The organism is Streptomyces sp. XM4193, from assembly GCF_023072595.1.
Taxonomy (GTDB): domain Bacteria; phylum Actinomycetota; class Actinomycetes; order Streptomycetales; family Streptomycetaceae; genus Streptomyces.
This window is the reverse complement of sequence record NZ_JALLGK010000007.1, coordinates 235,327-255,753: the sequence shown is the minus strand read 5'-3', so window position 1 is coordinate 255,753 and position 20,427 is coordinate 235,327. Positions and strand designations below refer to the sequence as shown.

General features: G+C 72.4%; 15 protein-coding genes and 1 pseudogene. 8 read left to right on the top strand and 8 right to left on the bottom strand.

Going from position 1 to position 20,427, the window contains the following annotated elements; translation table 11 throughout:
* Nucleotides 1-121: 121 nt before the first annotated feature.
* The 3 genes from MTQ01_RS19240 to xylB form a co-directional block, all read right to left on the bottom strand.
* Nucleotides 122-700 (bottom strand): hypothetical protein, encoded by a 579-nt coding sequence (locus MTQ01_RS19240; RefSeq protein ID WP_247491898.1) that lies wholly within the window; start codon nt 698-700, stop codon nt 122-124.
* A 391-nt stretch (nt 701-1,091) separates the two neighbouring features.
* Nucleotides 1,092-2,438 carry an ROK family transcriptional regulator gene (locus MTQ01_RS19235; RefSeq protein WP_247491897.1) on the bottom strand — a complete coding sequence of 449 codons (1,347 nt, stop codon included), beginning with the start codon at nt 2,436-2,438 and terminating at the stop codon, nt 1,092-1,094.
* A gap of 175 nt (nt 2,439-2,613) precedes the next feature.
* A complete protein-coding gene (gene xylB, locus MTQ01_RS19230) occupies nt 2,614-4,041 on the bottom strand; it encodes a xylulokinase (protein WP_247491896.1) in 1,428 nt (475 codons plus the stop codon).
* 131 nt (nt 4,042-4,172) lie between these two features.
* On the opposite strand from xylB, the gene xylA reads away from it, so the two are divergent.
* From xylA to MTQ01_RS19210, 4 genes are all read left to right on the top strand, one after another.
* A complete protein-coding gene (gene xylA / locus MTQ01_RS19225) occupies nt 4,173-5,369 on the top strand; it encodes a xylose isomerase (RefSeq protein WP_247491985.1) in 1,197 nt (398 codons plus the stop codon).
* A gap of 175 nt (nt 5,370-5,544) precedes the next feature.
* Complete coding sequence (locus MTQ01_RS19220; protein ID WP_374207798.1) at nt 5,545-5,844, top strand: hypothetical protein; 300 nt, start codon at nt 5,545-5,547, stop codon at nt 5,842-5,844.
* 467 nt (nt 5,845-6,311) lie between these two features.
* The gene (locus MTQ01_RS19215) at nt 6,312-7,208 is read left to right on the top strand and encodes a septum formation family protein (RefSeq protein WP_247491895.1); all 897 of its coding nucleotides are present in this window, start codon (nt 6,312-6,314) and stop codon (nt 7,206-7,208) included.
* A gap of 262 nt (nt 7,209-7,470) precedes the next feature.
* Complete coding sequence (locus MTQ01_RS19210; protein ID WP_374207797.1) at nt 7,471-8,268, top strand: SGNH/GDSL hydrolase family protein; 798 nt, start codon at nt 7,471-7,473, stop codon at nt 8,266-8,268.
* 304 nt (nt 8,269-8,572) lie between these two features.
* On the opposite strand, the gene MTQ01_RS19205 is transcribed toward MTQ01_RS19210, so the two are convergent.
* Both MTQ01_RS19205 and MTQ01_RS19200 read right to left on the bottom strand, forming a co-directional pair.
* Entirely contained in the window at nt 8,573-9,889 is a 1,317-nt protein-coding gene (locus MTQ01_RS19205) for an SWF or SNF family helicase (RefSeq protein ID WP_247491894.1), read from the bottom strand.
* Nucleotides 9,882-12,917 (bottom strand): DEAD/DEAH box helicase, encoded by a 3,036-nt coding sequence (locus MTQ01_RS19200; protein ID WP_247491893.1) that lies wholly within the window; start codon nt 12,915-12,917, stop codon nt 9,882-9,884. The genes MTQ01_RS19205 and MTQ01_RS19200 overlap by 8 nt, the downstream gene beginning before the upstream one ends.
* A 318-nt stretch (nt 12,918-13,235) precedes the next feature.
* On the opposite strand from MTQ01_RS19200, the gene MTQ01_RS19195 reads away from it, so the two are divergent.
* Complete coding sequence (locus MTQ01_RS19195; protein WP_247491892.1) at nt 13,236-13,418, top strand: hypothetical protein; 183 nt, start codon at nt 13,236-13,238, stop codon at nt 13,416-13,418.
* 91 nt (nt 13,419-13,509) lie between these two features.
* Nucleotides 13,510-14,415, top strand: a pseudogene (locus MTQ01_RS19190) (oxygenase MpaB family protein); the annotation flags it as partial.
* A gap of 222 nt (nt 14,416-14,637) precedes the next feature.
* Here the strand turns inward: MTQ01_RS19190 and MTQ01_RS19185 are convergent.
* Nucleotides 14,638-15,066 (bottom strand): PPOX class F420-dependent oxidoreductase, encoded by a 429-nt coding sequence (locus MTQ01_RS19185; protein WP_247491891.1) that lies wholly within the window; start codon nt 15,064-15,066, stop codon nt 14,638-14,640.
* A gap of 128 nt (nt 15,067-15,194) precedes the next feature.
* On the opposite strand from MTQ01_RS19185, the gene MTQ01_RS19180 reads away from it, so the two are divergent.
* Nucleotides 15,195-15,587, top strand: a complete 393-nt coding sequence (locus MTQ01_RS19180; protein ID WP_247491982.1) for a roadblock/LC7 domain-containing protein — start codon at nt 15,195-15,197, stop codon at nt 15,585-15,587.
* Between the two features lie 576 nt (nt 15,588-16,163).
* Here MTQ01_RS19180 and MTQ01_RS19175 read toward each other — a convergent pair.
* A complete protein-coding gene (locus MTQ01_RS19175) occupies nt 16,164-18,677 on the bottom strand; it encodes an RNA helicase (RefSeq protein WP_247491890.1) in 2,514 nt (837 codons plus the stop codon).
* 156 nt (nt 18,678-18,833) lie between these two features.
* Here MTQ01_RS19175 and MTQ01_RS19170 point away from each other — a divergent pair, with 156 nt between their 5' ends.
* Nucleotides 18,834-19,628, top strand: coding sequence for a metal-dependent hydrolase (locus tag MTQ01_RS19170; RefSeq protein WP_247491889.1), 795 nt, complete (start codon nt 18,834-18,836; stop codon nt 19,626-19,628).
* Between the two features lie 212 nt (nt 19,629-19,840).
* Here the strand turns inward: MTQ01_RS19170 and MTQ01_RS19165 are convergent, their stop codons facing one another.
* Entirely contained in the window at nt 19,841-20,293 is a 453-nt protein-coding gene (locus MTQ01_RS19165) for a MarR family winged helix-turn-helix transcriptional regulator (RefSeq protein WP_247491888.1), read from the bottom strand.
* Nucleotides 20,294-20,427 lie beyond the last annotated feature (134 nt).

Sequence of the window (20,427 nt, the reverse complement as noted above, 5' to 3'; positions counted from 1 at the left end):
GGACGGGCCGCGGCGTCGTGGGCGGGCGCGGCGGTGGGCGGACGGACGCCGGGTGCGCAGCCGCGTGCCGCCTCGCGGCTGTGCTCGGTTCAGGACTGGGTCGGTTCAGGACTGGGTCGGTTCAGGACGAGGAGGACGAGCCGCCACCGCGCGGTTTGAGTGCGGCGGCCGCCAGCACGGCGGGGGCCAGGATCAGCAGCATCCGGCCCATGAGCGAACTGCCCTGCTGCGCCGGCTTGTTCTCCACCGGCGCGTGCAGCGGTGCGGCAAGCGGCGAGGGCGACCGGCTCGGCGGGGGAGTGGAGGGTGTGGGGCGGACGGTCGGCCTGCTCGTCGAGGGGGTGGGTGCCGGCGGGGGAGTGGTGGCCGGTGGTGGCGGCGGTTCGGGCGTGGGCGTGGGCGGCGGTGGGGGCGCGGGTGGCGGCGGTGGTGTGGGTGCGGGCGGGGTCGGCGGGGTCGGACGTGGCGGTGTGGGCTCCGGTGGCGCCTGCCGACAGAGCTGGGCCACGGGTTCACCGCTCAGCGCCCGTTCCATCAGCTCCTTCACGGAGCGGTCCGAGTCGGCGAACGCACAGGCCTCGTGGGGTGCCGCGAACGCCACAGGGGCGGAGCCGAGGACGAGTGCGGTTCCGCACACCGCGCCGGCCAGGAGCGTTCCCGGCCGCAGCTGTCGCCCGGCTCGCCTCGCACTTGGGGTCATGGCGCTGACCCTGCTCGGTGCGTCGGCGGTTCATGAGGCCGATCGGCACAGTTCGCCGCATCCGGTGAACTCCCGTCGCAGAGGTGGGAGTTGGCCGTTCGGTGGGTACCTACCCGCCTTCGCGGCCGCCGGCGGAGCACAACGCGTCGGATCAGCGCTGCTTCCGGCCGCTCCGATCGGCGCCCGGGCCGTCGCCGCGCGCCCGCGTCCACGCCCCCGCGCTCCGGTGGGCCTCCGAGGTTGCCGGCTCCGCGTGTGCCTGGCGGGCGCGTGCCCGGCTCCGGGCGTGTCCCGTGGGCGCGTACCGCTCAACGAGTGCGTACCACCGGAGGCGTCCCGACCAGGGCGTACGAGCCGTCCGTCCGCGTCTCGGCGGATGCGTGCACCCGGCTTAGCTCTCCTCGGCGAGGAGCGGCCTGCGGGTGGCGGTGCCCAACGGATCGTCCAGGACGGCCCGCACCACCGCGTGTGCGGCGCCGAGCAGCGGCCCGTCCGCGCCGAGCCGGGCGACCGCGACCACCGAACCTCCCGCGGGGCCGCGCGCCAACTCCTCCTCCAGCGGGGGCAGCAGCCACGGAGCCAGCCGGGCCATGGCGCCGCCCAGCACGATGGTCCGCGGGTCCAGCAGGCTCGCGGCGCCGCTCAGGGCAACCCCCAGATCGCCGCCTGCCGCCCGCAGCGCCCTGAGGACCTGGCGGTCGCCGTCCTCGGCCCGGCGTGCGAGCATCTCCACCCGGCCGCCGGGCCCGGGGTGTTCGGCCAGTGCCCGTGCGGGGTCCAGCCCCACGGCGCGCAGCACCGCCTCCTCGCCGGCGTACTGCTCCAGGCAGCCGTTCCTGCCGCACCCGCAGGGACGGCCGCGGCGGCGCACCGGTACGTGCCCCAGCTCGCCGGCGAACCCCCGTGAGCCGCGCAGCAGTTCGCCGTCGACCAGGACGGCCGCACCGATACCGACCTCCGCCGAGACGTGCAGGATCTCGCCCGGCGTCTCCTGCGAGGTGCCCGGCGCCGCGGCCTCCTGCGCGCTCGCGGACCGCGGCGCGGCTCCGTCGGGGCCCTCGTCCTCGCCGTCGCCGGGGGGCTCGGTCCAGACCTCGGCCCGGGCGCCGAGGTGCGCCTCGTTGTCGACGAAGAAGTACGGCGTCCTGCGCTGAGCGGCCGACAGCCCCAACTCCCGGTCCAGCTCCGCGAACCACGGAGCCAGCTCCACGTCCTGCCAGCCCAGGTTGGGGGCGCGGACCACCCGTGTCGTCCTGCGCGCCACCAGGCCCGGCACCGCCACGCAGACCCCCGCGGGCCGCAGCCCCTGTGCGGCCGTGTCCTTGGCCAGACGTGCGGTCAGCTCGGCCAGTCTGCGCAGCACCAGCTCCGGCGAGCTCTCCCGGTTGGCGGCGTCCACGGCCGTGCGGGCCCGGACCCGGCCCCGCAGGTCCACCGCGCACACCGCGAGGTGGTCGACGCCGATCTCGGCGCCGACCCCGCACGGTCCGCGTTCGCTCAGGCCCAGTACGGTCCCGGGCCGCCCGACCGTGCCCGACCGGCCGGGCCCCTGCTCCTCCAGCAGGGCGGCCGTGAGCAGCTCGTCCACCAGCGTCGACACCGCGGCGCGGGTCAGGCCGATCCGCGCCGCGACGCTCGCCCGGGACGCGGGGCCCGCGTCCGCCACGGCGTACAGGACGGCCGCGAGGTTGCGGCGGCGCATGTCCTGCTGGGTGTGGAGCCTGGGCGCGACGGCCATCGGGTGGCTCCCCTTCCTCGGTTTCCGTGGGGCTTGTTCGGGCTGTGCGGCGTGATCGGCGGTCCGCCGCCTCCTCGCGGCCCGGGCCTGCGGTGCTCGGTTGCGGCTGCACGGGCGACCGGTGCGCGCCGAGCGGGTCGCCCGTTGCTCCCGATGACGCGCCGTGGTTCCGCGCTCACTGCCGGCGCAGCAGCGTATCCGCATCGGCGAGGGTGGTGGCGAGCCGGTCGAGGGTGGCACGGTCGGTCTCCACCGCCGGGTGGTGCGCACCGTCCGCGGTGCCCCAGCTGCGTGCCAGCGCCGCCGGGTCCTCGCCGAGCACCAGTCCGGCGGCCTGGGCGGCTGCCCCGAGTGCCACCAACTCCTGGGCGTGCGGCACCTGTACGGGCCTGCCGGACAGTCGGCGCACGGTCTCCCGCCAGGCGGTTCCCCGGGCGCCGCCGCCGATCAGCAGGATCGGGGAGTCGGAGGGGCTGTCCGGGTCGAGCACCAGCTCGACGGCGCGCAGCAGCGCGTACACCGCCCCGTCGTAGGCGGACTGGAGGACCTGGCCGCCGGTGGTGTCGTGGGTCAGTCCGTACAGCAGGCCGCCGGCGTAGGGCAGGGCAGGGGTGCGTTCGCCGTCCAGGAACGGCAGGACCGTCGCGCCGCCGCCGGGCTCGACCTGCTCGCGGTCCCGGCCGAGGAGCGCGGCGATGCGGTCGACCGCCAGCGTGCAGTTGAGGGTGCAGGCGAGCGGCAGCCAGCCGTCGAGCGCGTCGGCGAAGCCTGCGACCGTGCCGGAGGGGTCGACGGGGCGCTGCCGACCGACGGCGTAGACCGTTCCGGAGGTGCCGAGGGAGAGCACCGGCTGACCCGGGCGCAGCCCCAGACCGAGCGCCGCGGCCATGTTGTCCCCGGTGCCGCCGGCGACCAACGCCCCGGCGGGCACGGGGAGTTCGAGCCCGCCCCGTACGGTCCCCGCCGCCTCGCCGCGAGCCACCACGCGGGGCAGCATCTCCCGGTCCAGGCCGAGATGGGCCAGCACCTCGCCGTCGTAGTCGCCGCTCTCGCTCGACCACCAGCCGGTGCCGGAGACATCGCCGCGGTCGGTGGTCGCCGCACCGGTGAGGCGACCCGTCAGATAGTCGTGCGGCAGCTGCACCGAGGCGGTCCGTGCCACGGACTCCGGCTCGTGCTCCGCCAGCCACAGCCACTTGGAGGCGGTGAAGGAGGGTGCGGGCACCAGGCCGGTGCGCCGCGCCCACGCCTGCGGTCCGCCCAGCTCTGTTGCCAGCCGCTCCGCCTGGGGCGCCGAGCGCACGTCGTTCCACAGCAGCGCCGGGCGTACGGGGTCGCCGTTCTCGTCGAGGGTGACCAGGCCGTGCTGCTGGCCGGCCACGGAGATCGCGGCGGCGCGCTGCGCGTGGGGCCCGCACTGCTCGATCGCCGAGACGAGCGCCCGCCACCACTGCTCCGGATCGCTCTCGTGGGTGGCGCCGACCGTGTGCGCGGCGCGGCCCTGGGCCAGCACCTCGCCGGTCGAGGCGTCCACCGCCAGCGCCTTGGTCGACTGGGTCGAACTGTCGACGCCGATGACCAGCGGGCCCTGCGGTTCGGCCATGCCTGCTCCTTCTTGTGCCTGTTGTGCTCTCGTTCCGCGACGGAGGGCGTCGCGGGGTTTCCTCAGGATGCCTCGCATACTAATTTGTTAACGCCGATGACGAAATAAGCAGAGAGAAGGGCAGCATGCCGATGGCGACGACGGCAGCACACAGCGACTACGTGCCCGTCCCCGAGGACCGGTTCAGCTTCGGGCTGTGGACGGTGGGATGGCAGGGCAGGGACCCCTTCGGCGAGGCCACGCGGCCCGCGCTCGACGCCGTCGAGGCCGTCCACCGGCTCTCCGAACTCGGCGCCTGGGGCATCACCTTCCACGACGACGACCTGATCCCCTTCGGTGCCTCGCACCACGAGCGGGAGGAGCAGCTCGGCCGCTTCCGCAAGGCCCTGGCCTCCACCGGGCTCACCGTGCCGATGGCAACGACCAACCTCTTCGCCCACCCGGTCTTCAAGGACGGCGCCTTCACCGCGAACGACCGCGACGTGCGCCGCTACGCCCTGCGCAAGACCATGCGCAACATCGATCTGGCGGCTGAACTGGGCGCGCAGACCTACGTCGCCTGGGGCGGCCGGGAGGGCGCCGAGTCCGGCGCGTCCAAGGACATCCGGCTCGCGCTGGACCGGATGAAGGAGGCCTTCGACCTGCTCGGCGAGTACGTCCACGAGCAGGGCTACGCGCTGCGGTTCGCCGTCGAGCCCAAGCCCAACGAGCCGCGCGGCGACCTGCTGCTGCCCACCGTCGGCCACGCGCTGGCGTTCATCGAACGGCTGGAGCGGCCCGAGCTCTTCGGCGTGAACCCCGAGGTCGGCCACGAGCAGATGGCGGGCCTCAACTTCCCGCACGGAGCGGCCCAGGCGCTGTGGGCGGGCAAGCTCTTCCACATCGACCTCAACGGTCAGAACGGGGTGAAGTACGACCAGGACCTGCGCTTCGGAGCCGGTGATCTGCGCGCCGCCTTCTGGCTGGTGGACCTGTTGGAGACCGCCGGCTACACCGGGCCGCGACACTTCGACTTCAAGCCGCCGAGGACCGAGGACGTCGACGGTGTGTGGCAGTCGGCCGCCGGCTGCATGCGCAACTACCTGATCCTGCGCGACCGTGCCGCCGCCTTCCGGGCCGACCCGGACGTCGTCCAGGCGCTGGCGGACTCCCGGCTCGACCAACTGGCCAGGCCGACGCTGGAGCCCGGCGAGACGCCCGCCCAACTCCTCGCCGACGTCGGTGCCTTCGAGCAGTTCGACCCCGACGCGGCGGCCGAGCGCGGAATGGCGTTCGAGCGGCTGGACCAGCTCGCGATGGACCATCTGCTGGGCGTGCGGGGCGCGTGACGGACGACGGCGGCAGTCGGTGGTACGGGCCGGGCGGCTGCCCCGTCCGTGCCACCGGACCGGGCCGGATGCGGGCGCCGCGGATCGTGTAGGGCCCCGTCGTGGCGGGAACCATCACGGTGCGCCACGCGTTCAGGCAGTGTGCGGAAGCCGTGATCGGCGACGGGAGGCTGGAGTGGGCACCGAGCCGCGAGGACAGGGCGAGGACGAAAGCTCCGGCGGTGCCGGAGGCAGGGGCGGCAGCGCCGACTGGGACGATCTGGTCCTCGACGAGAACTTCATCCGCGGCGCAGAGGTCAGCGAGCCCGCCGCGCGTACCAGGATGCTGCAGGAGCGCTGGCGGAATCAGCCCCCCGAGCCCCAGCCGTGGCGGGCCGACGAGCCGCCTGCGGGCTGGTTCTTCAGCAAGAGCAGACGCAAGGCCCGCAAGACGCGCAAAACGCGCCGCTGGAGACGTCGCAAGAACGAGGACTGAGCCTCGGAGGCCAGGGGGCTGCTCGGTTCTCCGAGGGGTCGTCCCGGTCTGTGGTCGTGCGATGGCGGTGTGTCTGCCGCGCGGCCTGCGGCCCGTGGGGGAGTCGAAGCCTCGCACTGCCCGGTCGCTTCGGCCGTCCTCGGCCGCTTTCGGTGTTGCAGGATGCGGCGGAAAGCAGTGCGTCGTGAGTGCTCGATGCTCTCCGGGGTCGGCCTCTGGCAGGGGCCAGTGCGGGCCACGCCGCGGAGGATGCGCGAACGGACAGCCTCCGTCTCGGGATCGCACGGGTGGCAACAATCGGGACAAAAGCCAACAAGTCCCTGTTCAACGCCTGTTCGTCGTCATGCGGTCAGTGGTCGGCTGCGCCGGTGTCCGGCTCCACAAGATCCACCGATGATGACACTCCTGTAGCAGAGCTGTGAGGACCTCGATTCCTGCGCCCGTTGGGAACATGACAGAGTTGGCGCATGACGATTCCACCCCCAGGTCAGCAGCCCCCGGCCGGTGGCCCGCCGGGCCCCGGCGGCTTCGGCCCGCCCCAAGGTTATGGATACCCCGGCCCGCCGCAGCCGGGCGGTTTCGGTCCTCCCGGACCGCAGGGCCCTCCCGGCCCGCCCGGCGGCGGACAGGGCGGTTACGGCCCGCCTCCCGGCGGCGGTCAGGGCGGCGGTTTCGGCCCTCCCGGTCCTCCCGGTCCGCCGTCCGGCGGTTGGCAGCAGCCGCCTCCCTCTGGCGGCGGCAGCAACCGCAAGGCGGTGATCATCGCCCTGGTCTCCGTCGTGGTCGCGGGTGCGCTGATCATCGGAGGCGCGTTCCTGTTCACCGGTGGTGACGGCGACAAGGACGACGAGGCGAAGAACTCCCCGTCCCCGTCGGCGACCAGCGAATCGCCCTCGCCGACTCCCAGCGAGTCGGAGACCGATGACGAGGAGTCGGACGAGCCCTGGGTCGACCCCTCCGAGACCGAGACGGACCTGCCGGACTTCGATCCGGAGGACCGCCCGACCCCGAGCACCGGGCCCCGGCCCGCGTACCAGCTCAAGGTCGGTGACTGCTTCGACATGTCGGAGAGCCAGGAGGGCTACAACGAGAAGCTCGGCTGCTCCAAGTCGCACGACGGCGAAGTCGTCCACCGCGAGAAGCTGAAGGAGAAGGAGTACGCCTCCGACTCCGCGCTCCAGACCGAGGCGAACGGCATCTGCAAGAGCAAGCTCGAGGCCAAGGCGCGCAAGCAGGCCGCCGGCACCAAGTTCCGTACGCTCTCGCAGTTCCCGAAGCGGACCGGCTACCTGACGGGGCTGCGCACGGTCACGTGCAGCCTGGTGGCCGAGGAGGGCGAGAAGCTCAGCGCGAAGCTGAACTAGGCACGCCACGGCGGTCGTCGGGCCTCGTGCCTCGGCGCTGACGGTGCGTGGAATCTCATTCCCGCGGTCGCACGGAGCGACGCGGGCAGATGGGGCGGGTGAGGTCACCTCACCCGCCCCATTGGTGTGCAAGAGGATCAATCGGCCCAATCCCAGGGGTCGTTGCACGGAACAACCGGCAGGACCACTTCTCGAAACCGCTGGTTGTTGCTAGGACAAGGGACCACAGCAGTTCTTCTTGACCCCCCACAAGGGAGATCCTGTGCGACCCTCCAGATTCATCAAGGCAACCGCCGTTTTCGCGGCGCTCGTTACGCTGCCACTGGCGAGCAGCGGCACCGCGCTCGCGGACGAGCGCGCGGCCGAGTCCTACGTCGCCGTCGGCGACTCCTACTCCTCGGGCGCGGGCGCGGGCGACTACCAGGACAGCGGCTGCAAGCGCAGCAACAACGCGTACCCCGTGCTGTGGAGCAACGCCAACTCGCCCAGCTCCTTCGACTTCACCGCCTGCTCCGGCGCGACGACCGACGATGTCGTCAACAACCAGCTGGGCCCGCTCAGCGGCAGCACCAGCCTGGTCAGCATCAGTGCGGGCGGGAACGACGCCGGGTTCGCCGGCGTCATGACCACCTGCGTCCTGCAGGGCGAGAGCGCCTGCATCAGCGCCGCCGAGGAGGCCCGCGGCTACATCAACAACACCCTGCCCGGGAAGCTCGACACGGCCTACAACGCGATCAGCGCCAAGGCGCCGAACGCCAAGGTCGTCGTGCTCGGCTACTCGCGTCTCTACGAGCTCAACGGCAGCTGCTCCGTCGGCATCAGCGAGGCCGCCCGTGCGGCACTCAACAAGGTGGCCGACGAGCTGAACGAGGTCACCAACAAGCGTGCCGCCGACCACGGCTTCACCTTCGGTGACGTGCGCTCGGCCTTCACCGGCCACGAGATCTGCTCGGCCGACACCTGGCTGCACAGCGTGACCTTCCCGCTGGGCGACTCCTACCACCCGACCGCCGCCGGGCAGTCCGGTGGCTACCTGCCGGTGTTCAGGTCGGCGGTCTGACCGGGAACGTCCCCACGGCGGCGGGGCGGGCGCCCATCCGGTGAACCCGCCCCAGTCCACGCGGCGTTGAAGTGCCCCGCGACCGGCTCTCTGCGGTCGCGGGGCACTTCCGTGCCTCCTGCCGACCCGGCGTACGGCGACGCCCGGCTGCTGCTCCCGTCTCCGCCGCTTCGGGGCCGGCGCTCCGACGGCCGGGCGCGGCCGGACGTCCGTGTGCGGGCCGGGCGTTCGGGGTGCGGGCCCGCAGCAGGCGCCCGAGGAGCCTCCGTGTCGCATCCCGCGCGCCCCGCGGGGCCGACTGCCGTCAGCGCGGCCCGAGGCCGTCGAGTTCGGCGAGCAGCACCGCCGGATCGTGGCCGGCGGGCCCGCTGAGAAGCCAGCGCTCCCCGTCCCACCGAAGGGGCCACCAACGACCGTCGGTACCGATGCGGAGCTGGACCCCCGCCCCGAGGAGAGTCCAGCGGTTGCCCTCCCGGCTGAACTCCGGCATCCGCTCGCCCTCGCCCCACGCCGAGGCCAATCTGCTGCCTGCGCGCGCGAGTTGCGTCTCGTCCGCCTCCAGCGCGGAGCCCTCCTGCACGAGCAGCCCGTCCCGTCCGCCGAGCCGCCACGCGTGGACCGCCGTCTCGAACGCCCTCGCGTCGAAACCGCCCTCCGCGAGGATCCTGCGCCGCACCGTATCCGGGCACACCGGCCGCGCCGCGATCCGCACCGCGTCCTCCCGCAGATCGGCAGCGGGCGCCGGCACGCTCGTGGCGTGGCCGGGGGAGAGCGCCTCCGCCAGCGCCTCACGGGCCCGCCGGGCGGCGTCCCACACCAGCAGTCCGAGCGCGTCGACGTCCACGCCCGGCGCCGACGGCCCCTCCTGGCGCACCCACTCGGGCAGCTCCGCGGACTCCCGCACCGCGGCCGGAGGCGCGGGCAACTCCCAGAGCGCCGTGCGCGCGTACGCCTCGGCCGCCGGAACGGTGCCGAACTCCCCGACGGCGCGAGGGCTCGAATCCCGTTCCTCCTCCGAGAGTTCACCCATCGCCCGGACGAAGCTCAGCTCGCGCAGCTCCGCCAGGATCCTGCGCTCGCCGCGGCCCAGAAGCAGCAGCAGGATCATCGGATCCTCGTCCAGCAGCCGGGCGAGCTGGTAGCAGACCGCCGCGGTGTGCGTGCAGTGGTCCCACTCGCCGCAGTCGCAGCTGGGCTGGAGATCGCCCATGCCGGGCAGCAGCTGCACCTGTACGGCGTCGGCGTCCTCCACCAGCTCGGGCGGCAGTTCGCCGTCCAGCAGCGCGGCGAGGTGCCCGGCGGTGCGCGAGGTCACCTCCAGCAGCCTCTCCCAGGCGGCGTCGTCCAGCCGGGGCACCAGCACGTCGGCGCGGTGGACCTCCCCGCCCGACTCGCGCACCATCGCGGTGATCCGGCCGGGACGCACCGCGACGGCGCCCACCGCGCCCGACCTCGCACACTGCCGGCCCTTGCGCAACTGCCCCGAGTCCAGGGCCGAGTCCTCCAGGGCACGCTGCCACGCGGCGCCCCACGGAGTGCGGGCGAAGCCCTTGGTGCGCAGCGGTGCGAGCGCCTCGAAGACCCGCTCGACCTCCGTCTCCCGGGTACCGTCCTCACTCACCGCGGACTCCCTTCAGACTCACCAGTTCCGCCAGCTCACGGTCGTTCAGCTCGGTCAGGGCGGCCTCGCCCGACTCCAGCACCGAATCGGCCAGCGCCTGTTTGCGCGCGAGCAGTGCCGCGATGCGGTCCTCGATGGTGCCCTCGGTGATCAACCGGTGGACCTGCACCGGGCGTTGCTGCCCGATGCGGTGCGCGCGGTCGGTGGCCTGCGCCTCCACGGCGGGGTTCCACCAGCGGTCGAAGTGGATCACATGCTCTGCCCGGGTCAGGTTGAGACCGGTGCCGGCGGCCTTGAGCGACAGCAGGAAGACCGGCGCCCGGCCCTCCTGGAAATCGCGCACCAGCTGCTCGCGTCGGCGCACCGGCGTTCCGCCGTGCAGCAGCAGAGCGGCCACGCCGCGCTCGGCGAGGTGCCGCTCCAGCAGCCGCGCGAGCTGCACGTACTGGGTGAAGACCAGTACGGAGGCGTCCTCGGCGAGCAGGGTGTCCAGCAGCTCGTCGAACAGCTCCCACTTGCCGGACCTGCCGGCCAGCACCGGATCCTCCTCCTTGAGGAACTGTGCGGGGTGGTTGCAGATCTGCTTGAGCGAGGTGAGCAGCTTGATCACCAGCCCGCGTCTGGCCAGCCCGTCCGCGCCGGCGACCTCCGCCAGGCCCTCGCGCACGGTCGCCTCGTAGAGCGCGGCCTGCTCGCGGGTGAGCGAGACGGCCCGGTCGGTCTCCGTCTTCGGCGGCAGCTCCGGCGCCACGCCCGGGTCGCTCTTGCGGCGGCGCAGCAGGAACGGCCGTACCAGACGGCCGAGTTGCTCCGCTGCCGCGGCGCTGTCGGGATGTTCGGCGCCCGCCTCGACGAGGTCCGCCCAGCGCCGGCGGAAGGCGGTGAGACCGCCGAGGAGGCCCGGCGTCGCCCAGTCCAGGATCGCCCACAGCTCGGTGAGGTTGTTCTCCACCGGGGTGCCGGTCAGCGCCACCCGAGAGCGCGCGGGAATGGTGCGCAGCGCCTTGGCGGTCGCGGAGAACGGGTTCTTCACGTGCTGCGCCTCGTCGGCCGCGACCAGCCCCCAGTCGGCGTCCGCGAGCTTCGCGGCGTCCAGGCGCATCGTCCCGTAGGTGGTGAGCACGAACTCGTCCGCCGCCGTCCGCTCCAGCGTGCGGCCCGGTCCGTGGAAGCGCCGTACGGGCGTGCCGGGAGCGAAACGTTCGATCTCGCGCTGCCAGTTGCCGAGCAGCGAGGCGGGGCAGACGACCAGTGTCGGGCCCGCGGCACCCTCGCCGAGGGACTGGCGGTGCAGATGGAAGGCGATCAGAGTGATCGTCTTCCCCAGGCCCATGTCGTCGGCGAGGCAGCAGCCCAGTCCCCACGAGGTCAGCTGGTGCAGCCAGTTCAGACCGCGCAGCTGGTAGTCGCGCAACGACGCCTGCAGGAGGGCCGGTTGGGGCACCGGGGGCGCGTCCTCGGGCGACCGGGCCAACCGCTCCCGCAGCTGTGCCGGCCAGCCGCGAGCGGTCACCTCCACCCGCTCGCCGCCGCTGTCCACCTCGCCACTGAGCAGACCGCGCAGCGCCTCCAGGGGCGCCACCGAATGGGCCTTGCGCTCCGCGGCCCGCCGCACCTCCTGCGGATCCAGCAGCACCCACTGGTCGCGCAGCCGCACCAGCGGCCGGTCCGCCTCCGCCAGACGGTCCAACTCGGCCCGCGTCAGCTCCAGATCGCCCACCGCGAAGCGCCAGTCGAAGCTCAGCAGCGCGTCGGGCCCGAGCAGCGAGGGCATCGCCGACTCGGGGCCCTCACGGCGCCCCCGGACCTCGTCGGGCCCCACCACCGCGCGCGTGGTCAGCCGTCGCACCAGGCCCTTGGGCCAGTGCACCCGCATGCCCACAGCCGTCAGCGCGGCCGCGACCGACGGGGCGAGCAGGCCGGCCAGGTCCTCCGGCCCGAGTTCCACGCTGTCCGGCACGGTGGCGGTGAGCAGCGGCGACAGCGGCTCCCACACCGCCGCGGCCCGACGCAGCGCCACCAGCACCTCGGGCTGCGCACGGGGCCCGAAGGTGCGCAGCGCGGGGCCGCCCGCCTGCCACAGCTCACGGGCGTCCACCACCACCGAGGGGTCGGAGACGCTGTGCACCTGGAGGACCGCGCTCATGCCGCGGACCGCGGGGGCGTCGGGCCCGTTCGCGTCCCCGGCCGACTGCGCCGCTCCGTCCGCGTCGTCCGGTGCGTCCGCTCCCGACTCGCGTCCGTCCGCTCCCGACTCGCGTCCGTCCGCTCCCGACTCGCGGATCAGGGCAGGTGCCTCGATGCGCAGAGACAGGCGCACCGCGCTGTCGTGGCGGGCCACCACCTCCTGCGCCCACGGCCGCACCGCCGGCACCTTGTGCACGGCGGGGGAAGCGTAGGCGGGGGAGCCCGCGGCCAGAGCGGCGGCGGGCGTGCGCGGCAGCCCGTCGGCCACGGCTGCGAGGAACCCGCGCAGCAGCGACTCGGGCTCGGTCAGCTCCACCGCCCCGCCGTCGGCGGGTGCGCCGTCCCCCTCGGACGTCACCGGGACCGCGTGTGCGTGCGCAGGCATGGTCTGCGCCAGCTCCTGGACGCGGCGGAGGTCCTCGGGGTCGAGCGGAGCGAGCCGCCAGACGTCGTGGTCCTCGGCGTCCAGAACCGGCAGCAGCCGTCCGCGTGCGGCCAGTTGGAGCGCGAGAACGGCCGCCGCACCCCAGTGGGCGGCCGCGGGATGCGCACCGGACGGAGAACCGGTCGCCGCCGCTCTGGCCCTGGTGAGCACCGGTACCGCCGCGGCGACGGGCATCCGCAGCGCCGATGTCTCCCGCACCACGATCCCGCCCGTGCCGTCCGGCAGGGCGACCGTGAGCGGCGGTGTGCCACCCATCGCCCGTACCTCCTCGGGCAGTTCCCCGTCCGGATGCCAGAAGGCGATCTGCGAGGTGCGCGGTGGATCGCCGGGCAGCAGTACGGCCGCACACTGAGCGAGAGCGGTGATCTGGGCGGGGGTTGCCCGGGGCGACGACACGGCGCTTCGGCTCTCCTCAAATTTGACTATCAGGGGCGCGGGTCGCCGAGGGTACAGCAGTCGACGACGCGGGGCACATGGCGTCGGTTCCGCTCCGACCAGCTATTTTCGGCGGGTGCCGGGCTCGGGCGCACTGTTGGGCCCGGCCGCCGGGGGCGGGAACCGCCGGAGCCGGGAGGTCACGGTCGTGCTTCGGTGGAGTGCGAGGGGTTGGCGCGGCCTCCCGCGCGGGAACGCGAGAGATGCTGACGGCGTTCAATGGAGGGAGCGGCGCCGGACCGACCGGTCACGGCCCGCGCGCACTGGGAGGCGAAAGGCATGAGCACACAGGGGAAAGTCGCCATCGGAGGCGTCGCGATCGGTCTGCTGCTGCTGATCTGGCTGCCGTTCTGGGCGGTTCTGCTGATCGTCTTCGGCGTGCCGGCGATCGCGTACCTCACACTCGACCCCTCGCAGCGTTCGAGGCTCAAGCGAGTCTCGCGCAAGCAGATCGGACGCTGACGGCCGAGGAAGCCGCTGAAGCAGGACGGCGGGCGGGGGCGGGAAGGTAGCCTTCGTCCGTCCCACCGTCCTGCGCAGAGGAGTTCTCCGGATGCGGCGCTACGACCGGCTCAGGCACATCCTTCGGCTGGACCCGGTCGAGGACTGCGAGGAGATCTTCCGCCTCATCGTCACCCGCGAGTTCCCGTGGGACACCGCCCGCGCCCTTGAGTTCGCGCTCTACCGCACTTACGCCGTGCCCAGCATCGGCCGGCTGCTCGCCGAGACCGCGGAGCTGACCGAGCGCAGCCAGAAGCGGTACGACGACACCGCGCTGCTGCTGGACGCGCTGATCGAGCACGGCCACTCCTCGCCGGAGGGCCGGACCGCGATCCGCCGGGTCAACCAGATGCACCGCTCCTACGACATCTCCAACGACGACATGCGATACGTGCTGTGCACCTTCGTCGTCGTCCCCGTGCGCTGGCTGGAGAGCTACGGCTGGCGCGCCCTCACCGCGCACGAGCGCACCGCGGTGGCGACGGTCTACCGCCAGCTGGGCAAGCTGATGGGCATCCGCGAAGTACCCGAGGACTACGAGGGTTTCGCGCGCTTTCTGGACGAGTACGAGGCCGCGCACTTCGGATACGACGAGGGCGGACGCGCCGTCTCCGACGCGACACTCGATCTGATGGCCTCCTGGTATCCGGGGCCCCTCGCGCCGTTCGCGCGTCGAGCCGCTCTTGCCCTGATGGACGAGCCACTGCTGCGGGCCTTCGACTACCGCACTCCGCCGGCATGGTTGCGCCACACCGCGCGCGGTGCGCTCAGGCTGCGCGGCCGAGCCGTACGTCTGGTGCTGCCGCCCCGCCGTCATCCCCACTTCGCCCGGCAGAACTCCCAGATCAGGGGCTACCCGAACGGGTACGCGCTGGCCGAGCTCGGCACTTTCCCCGGGGCGTGCCCGGTACCGCACCCGGCATCCCCTGCCGATCGCGAAGAGCGTGCAGCGCAGGAGAGCCGTGGAGTGCGGGAGGGCCGTGCAGCGATGGAGGAGCGTGCAGCGATGGAGGAGCGTGCCGATCGCTTCGGCGGGGCTGCCGAGGGCGGGAGCCCCGCCACCGGTCCGGACGGTGCCGTGACGACCGGTGGCCCCGAGCACGAGGAGCAGTGACCACCACCGCGCTGCCGTGAGGCGCACGCCCCGGTCCGGCCGGAGTGGGCCGGACCGGAACGCCGCTCAGTCGGCGAGGCCGGCCAGCGCCACCGTCTTGTCGATGCGCAGTCGGACGAGAAGCTCGCCGGGTACGCCGTTGCGCGCGCCGAACTCCTCCGCCCGCTCCTCGCCCATGTAGCGCGCCGCGATGCGCGTCGCCCAGTGGCGGACCTCCTCGAGCTCCTCCACCAGCTCGACCCGCCCGGTCACCACCGCGAAGGAGAAGGGCGGTGCCTCGTCGTCCACGCACAGGCTCGCTCGCCCGTCGCGGGCGAGATTGCGGCCCTTGACCGTGTCCGCGCCGGTGTTGAAGACGATGTCCGCGCCGTCCAGCACGAACCACACGGGCGCCACGTGCGGGCTGCCGTCCGCGCGGACCGTCGCGAGCTTGCCGGTCCTGGTTCCCTCGGAGAGGAAGGAACGCAACTGATCCTCGGTCATCTGCTGTGCCATGTGCCCATCCTTGGCCCCGGCCCCACGTGCCGCAACCGCCACCCCGTACGCCTCAATTGGTTGGACAGGCTTATGAGATGGGTAGGTGAGCCACGGCGGTTGCCATGAGATGGAACGAAGGGGACGGGATGGCGCTGAGCGCGAGCCTTGACTGGCTGCTCGACGACCTGAAGCAGCGCATGTCCAGTGTGCGGCATGCGTTGGTGCTCTCCACCGACGGTCTGGTGACCAGCTCCGATGCGGAGCTGGACCGCGGTGACAGTGAGCATCTGGCGGCGGTGGCCTCCGGGTTGCACAGCCTTGCCCGCGGTGTCGGTACGCACTTCGACGCGGGACGGGTCCAGCAGACGATGATCGAGTTCGAGGAGGGTCTGCTCTTTGTGACGGCTGCGGGGCAGGGGAGTTGCCTGTGCGTGCTGACCGGCGCGCACGCGGACGTCGGGCAGATCGCGTACGAGATGACGCTTTTGGTCAATCGCGTCGGGGAGCATCTGGGAGTGGAGGCGCGCCAGGAACCGTGAGGTGTGCGGCCTGCCCTCGCGCCCGTGTCCCTCGGCCGGGACGGGCGCGGCGGGGCGGGCCGCGCGGGTGAGAGCGGTGGTGTGCGGTGTGCGGGTGTGCTGCGCGGGTGCGGTGTGAGGCCAGGGCCGGGAGCGGAACACGTCCGGTGTCCTCCCCATGGGGTGAGAAGCCCTGAGCGGCGTCAACAGCTCCTCGGGCAGGGCCGGTTCGGAGTTTTCCACAGGCCCGCCGCGGGACATTGCGGATTCGGATAGCGTTGCTCTCCAAGGTTCCCTTTCGGCAGTGGAGGTGTCCGCCCGTGTCCGCGATCCCGTGTCGGCGTGTGTCCCCGTGTGTCTCCCCGAGGTGTGATCGCGGCAGGGGCGCCCCGGCCGCTCCCGCTGTGCGGAAGCGGCCGGGGCGCGGCGACTTCTCCCCGACGTTCGCCGCCCGGCCGGCGGCGCGGGGGCCGGTGCTCGCGGCCGGCTCGGCGCCCGCGCCGAAAGCCGCGGTGCCCCGGTGTGCGTGCTCCGCGGCTGCCGGCAGTGGAGAGGAGGGCAAAAGACCGCGAGCCGCGTGCTCCCGGCCGAGTGGTGCTAGAGCGGCCCCACTCCGGTGACCTGCAGGACCGCTCGGCCCTCTTCGTCCGAGGCGGCGAGATCCACCTCGGCCGAGATGCCCCAGTCGTGGTCCCCGCGCGGGTCGTCGAAGGTCTGCCGCACCCGCCACAGCCGGTCCTCGGGTACTTCCTCGATCTGCAGAAGCTTGGGACCGCGCGCGTCCGGTCCGGAGCCGAGCTCGTCGTACTCCTCCCAGTAGGCGTCCATCGCGGCGGCCCAGGCGTCGGAGTCCCAGCCCGATTCGCCGTCCAGCGCGCCGAGTTCGTCGACCCGGTCCATCGCGGCCAGCTCGACCCGCCGGAAGAGTGCGTTGCGCACCAGCACCCGGAAGGCGCGGGCGTTCGCCGTGACGGGGCGCACCTGGTCGGCGCGCGCCTGCGCCTCCTCGGCGGTCTCCTCGGCCGGGTTCGCCAGCTGCTCCCACTCGTCGAGCAGGCTGGAGTCGACCTGACGGACCATCTCGCCCAGCCAGGCCACGATGTCCTGGTAGTCCTCGGACTTCAGGTCGTCGGGGACCGTGTTCTCGAGGGCCTTGTAGGCGCTGGCGAGGTAGCGCAGCACGATGCCCTCGGTCCGGGCGAGTTCGTAGTGGGAGACGAACTCCGAGAAGGACATGGCCTGTTCGTACATGTCCCGCACCACGGACTTCGGCGAGAGCGGGTGGTCGCTGACCCAGGGGTGCGAGCGGCGGTAGAGGTCGTAGGCGTGCCAGAGCAGTTCGTCCAGCGGCTTGGGGTAGCTGATGTCCATCAGCCGTTCCATCCGCTCCTCGTACTCGATCCCGTCCGCCTTCATCTCGCCGACGGCCTCGCCCCTGGCCTTGTTCTGCTGTGCGGCGAGGATCTGGCGCGGATCGTCCAGCGTCGACTCCACGACCGAGACCATGTCCAGTGCGTAGGAGGGGGATTCGGGGTCCAGCAGGTCGAAGGCGGCCAGTGCGAAGGTGGAGAGGGGCTGGTTGAGCGCGAAGTTCTCCTGGAGGTCCACGGTCAGGCGCACGGTGCGGCCCTGTGCGTCCGGCTCTTCGAGCCGCTCCACCACGCCTCCGTCGAGCAGGGAGCGGAAGATCGCGATGGCCCGCCGGATGTGGCGCAGCTGGGAGCGCCGGTCCTCGTGGTTGTCCTCCAGCAGCCGGCGCATCGAGACGAACGGATCGCCGGGCCGCGCGATGACCGAGAGCAGCATCGCGTGGGTGACCCGGAAGCGCGAGTTGAGCGGTTCCGGCTCGGCGGCGATCAGCTTCTCGAAGGTGTTCTGGCCCCATCCGACAAAGCCGTCGGGAGCCTTCTTGCGCACCACCTTCCGGCGCTTCTTCGGGTCGTCGCCCGCCTTCGCCAGCGCCTTCTCGTTCTCCACCACGTGCTCGGGCGCCTGGGCGACGACGAAGCCGGAGGTGTCGAAGCCCGCGCGCCCCGCGCGCCCCGCGATCTGGTGGAACTCACGGGCACGAAGCACCCGCACCCGGGTGCCGTCGTACTTCGCGAGCGCGGTGAACAGCACCGTGCGGATGGGGACGTTGACGCCCACGCCGAGGGTGTCGGTGCCGCAGATGACCTTGAGCAGACCGGCCTGCGCCAGCCGTTCCACGAGCCTGCGGTACTTCGGGAGCATTCCCGCGTGGTGCACCCCGATGCCGTGCCGGACATAGCGGGAGAGGTTGCGGCCGAAGCGGGTGGTGAAGCGGAAGTTGCCGATCACCTGCGCGATCTCGTCCTTCTCGGCGCGGCTGCACATGTTGATGCTCATCAGCGCCTGCGCCCGTTCCACCGCCTGTGCCTGGGTGAAGTGGACGATGTAGACCGGAGCCTGGTGGGTCTGGAGGAGCTCGGTGAGCGTCTCGGTGAGCGTCGTGGTGCGGTATTCGTAGCTCAGCGGCACCGGCCGGGTCGCCGAGCGCACCACCGCGGTCTCGCGCCCGGTGCGGCGGGTGAGGTCGTCCTTGAAACGGCTGACGTCGCCGAGCGTGGCGGACATCAGCACGAACTGCGCCTGCGGGAGTTCGAGCAGGGGGATCTGCCAGGCCCAGCCGCGGTCGGGTTCCGCGTAGAAGTGGAACTCGTCCATCACCACCTGGCCGATGTCGGCATGCCTGCCGTCGCGCAGCGCGATCGAGGCGAGCACCTCCGCGGTGCAGCAGATCACCGGTGCGTCGGCGTTGACGGAGGCGTCGCCGGTCAGCATGCCGACGTTCTCGGTGCCGAAGATCTTGCAGAGATCGAAGAACTTCTCCGAGACCAGGGCCTTGATCGGTGCTGTGTAGAAGGTGACCTTGTCCTGCGCGAGGGCCGCGAAGTGGGCGCCGGCCGCCACCAGGGACTTCCCGGAGCCGGTCGGGGTCGAGAGGATCACGTTCGCCCCGGACACGACCTCGATCAGGGCCTCCTCCTGCGCGGGGTAGAGGCTGATGCCCCGCTCTTCGGCCCAGGACGAGAAAGCGTCGAAGAGGGCGTCGGGGTCTGCGGGCCGGGGGATCTGATCGATAAGGGTCACGGTCTCCATACTGCCCTCCGGGAGCGCCCGGACGGGAACCGGCGGGGAAGGCGGAGAGCGGAGGCGAGCGCGGAAGCAAGATCACGCGGCAGTACGCTGTGGCGCCGGCCACGTGTTCGGGGCGGCTCAACTACACAGCGATGGGGTGGAGTACAGATGATGGGACCGGCGCACTCTCTGTCAGGGGCCACGGCCTGGCTGGGAGCGGGGGCGGTGGCGGCGGCGCTCGATCGCCCCATGCCCTGGACCGTGTTGGTGGTCGGCGCCCTGATCTGTGCCGGTGCCGCTCTTGCACCCGATCTCGACCACAAGTCGGCGACGATATCCAGGGCGTTCGGGCCTTTCTCGAAGATCCTGTGCGGCGTGGTCGACAAGCTGTCGGCCGCCGTGTTCAACGCGACCCGGGGCAAGGCCGAGCGGAAGCGGTCCGGCGGCCACCGCACCCTCACCCACACCTGGATATGGGCGGTGATGGTCGGTGCGGGCTTCTCCGTGGCGGCGGTGACCGGAGGTCGCTGGGCGGTGCTGGTGATCCTCTTCATCCACATGGTGCTCGCTGTGGAGGGCCTGCTGTGGCGGATGGCGCGGGTCTCCAGCGACGTCCTGGTCTGGCTGCTCGGGGCGGCAACCGCCTGGATCCTGGCCGAGGTTCTGGACCAGCCGGGGAACGGCGCGAACTGGCTCTTCGGCGCCGAGGGCCAGGAGTACATGTGGCTGGGGCTGCCGATCGTACTGGGCGCGATCGTGCACACCATCGGTGACTCGATCACGATCTCGGGCTGCCCGATGCTCTGGCCGCTGCCCATAGCCCGCAAGCGCTGGTACCCGCTGGGCACCCCGCGCTTCATGCGCTTTCGCGCCGGCACCTGGGTCGAGACGCGTGTGCTGATGCCCGCTTTCGGCGTCATAGGGATAGGCAGCACGCTGATCGCCCTCGGCGTGGTCGGCTGAGCGAGCCGGCCCGGGATCCGCTGCGACCGGGTCCCGGTGCCGGGAGGCGCCGGCGAGTGCGAGAGAGGCAGTGCCGACAGCGACGAGGCACGGTCAAGCCCCTGCTGAACGCCGACCGAGTGTCTGTGGGGCGAGGATCAGGCCACCTGCCGGTGCGCCCGGCCCGCAGCGGCGGCGTTCTCCCGCAGCTCCCGGTTCCGCTCGGTCCCGGCTCAACAGCCGGACGAGGGCTGGGCGTTGGTCTCGGGTTCGAGCGCGGAGAGCAGTGTGCTCAGCTCTTCCTGCTCGGCCCCGCTCAGCGGTGCCAGCAGCTCTCGCACGGCGGAGCGCCGAGCTTCCCGGAGCTCCCGCAGCAGCCCCGCCCCTTCCTCGGTGATCTCGACCCGGGTGACCCGCCGGGAGGCCGCGTCCGGTGCCCGGCGTACGGCGCCGTGCTCCTCGAGCGCGTCCACGAGGCTGGTGATCGCGCGCGGCACGACATCCATCAGCGCGGCGAGGTCGGCCATGCGCGGCGGTGAGTCGCAGCGCTCCAGGGTGCGCAGCAGCCGGGCCTGGGCCGGGGTCACGCCGAGCGGTTCCAGCCGACGGCGCTGAGCGCGGTGCAACCGACGTGTGAGGTCGGCCAGTTGGTCGGCCAGCCGGCCGGAGGAGTCGACGGAACTCATGACGGGAGCATAACAGGACCCACTTCATTGTGAACATAGGTAACTGTGTCCTATGCTCGGTGACGCGGGAGTGTCCGGCACTCTGTCCTGCGTGCGCCTGCCCGACAAGGGCGGGACGTACATCGGACAGCGTG

Coding starts and splice junctions, on each gene's coding strand:
- MTQ01_RS19240 (WP_247491898.1), bottom strand. CDS start 700: ATGACCCCAAGTGCGAGGCGAGCCGGGCGACAGCTGCGGCCGGGAACG.
- MTQ01_RS19235 (WP_247491897.1), bottom strand. CDS start 2,438: ATGGCCGTCGCGCCCAGGCTCCACACCCAGCAGGACATGCGCCGCCGC.
- xylB (WP_247491896.1), bottom strand. CDS start 4,041: ATGGCCGAACCGCAGGGCCCGCTGGTCATCGGCGTCGACAGTTCGACC.
- xylA (WP_247491985.1), top strand. CDS start 4,173: ATGGCGACGACGGCAGCACACAGCGACTACGTGCCCGTCCCCGAGGAC.
- MTQ01_RS19215 (WP_247491895.1), top strand. CDS start 6,312: ATGACGATTCCACCCCCAGGTCAGCAGCCCCCGGCCGGTGGCCCGCCG.
- MTQ01_RS19195 (WP_247491892.1), top strand. CDS start 13,236: ATGAGCACACAGGGGAAAGTCGCCATCGGAGGCGTCGCGATCGGTCTG.
- MTQ01_RS19185 (WP_247491891.1), bottom strand. CDS start 15,066: ATGGCACAGCAGATGACCGAGGATCAGTTGCGTTCCTTCCTCTCCGAG.
- MTQ01_RS19180 (WP_247491982.1), top strand. CDS start 15,195: ATGGCGCTGAGCGCGAGCCTTGACTGGCTGCTCGACGACCTGAAGCAG.
- MTQ01_RS19170 (WP_247491889.1), top strand. CDS start 18,834: ATGATGGGACCGGCGCACTCTCTGTCAGGGGCCACGGCCTGGCTGGGA.
- MTQ01_RS19165 (WP_247491888.1), bottom strand. CDS start 20,293: ATGAGTTCCGTCGACTCCTCCGGCCGGCTGGCCGACCAACTGGCCGAC.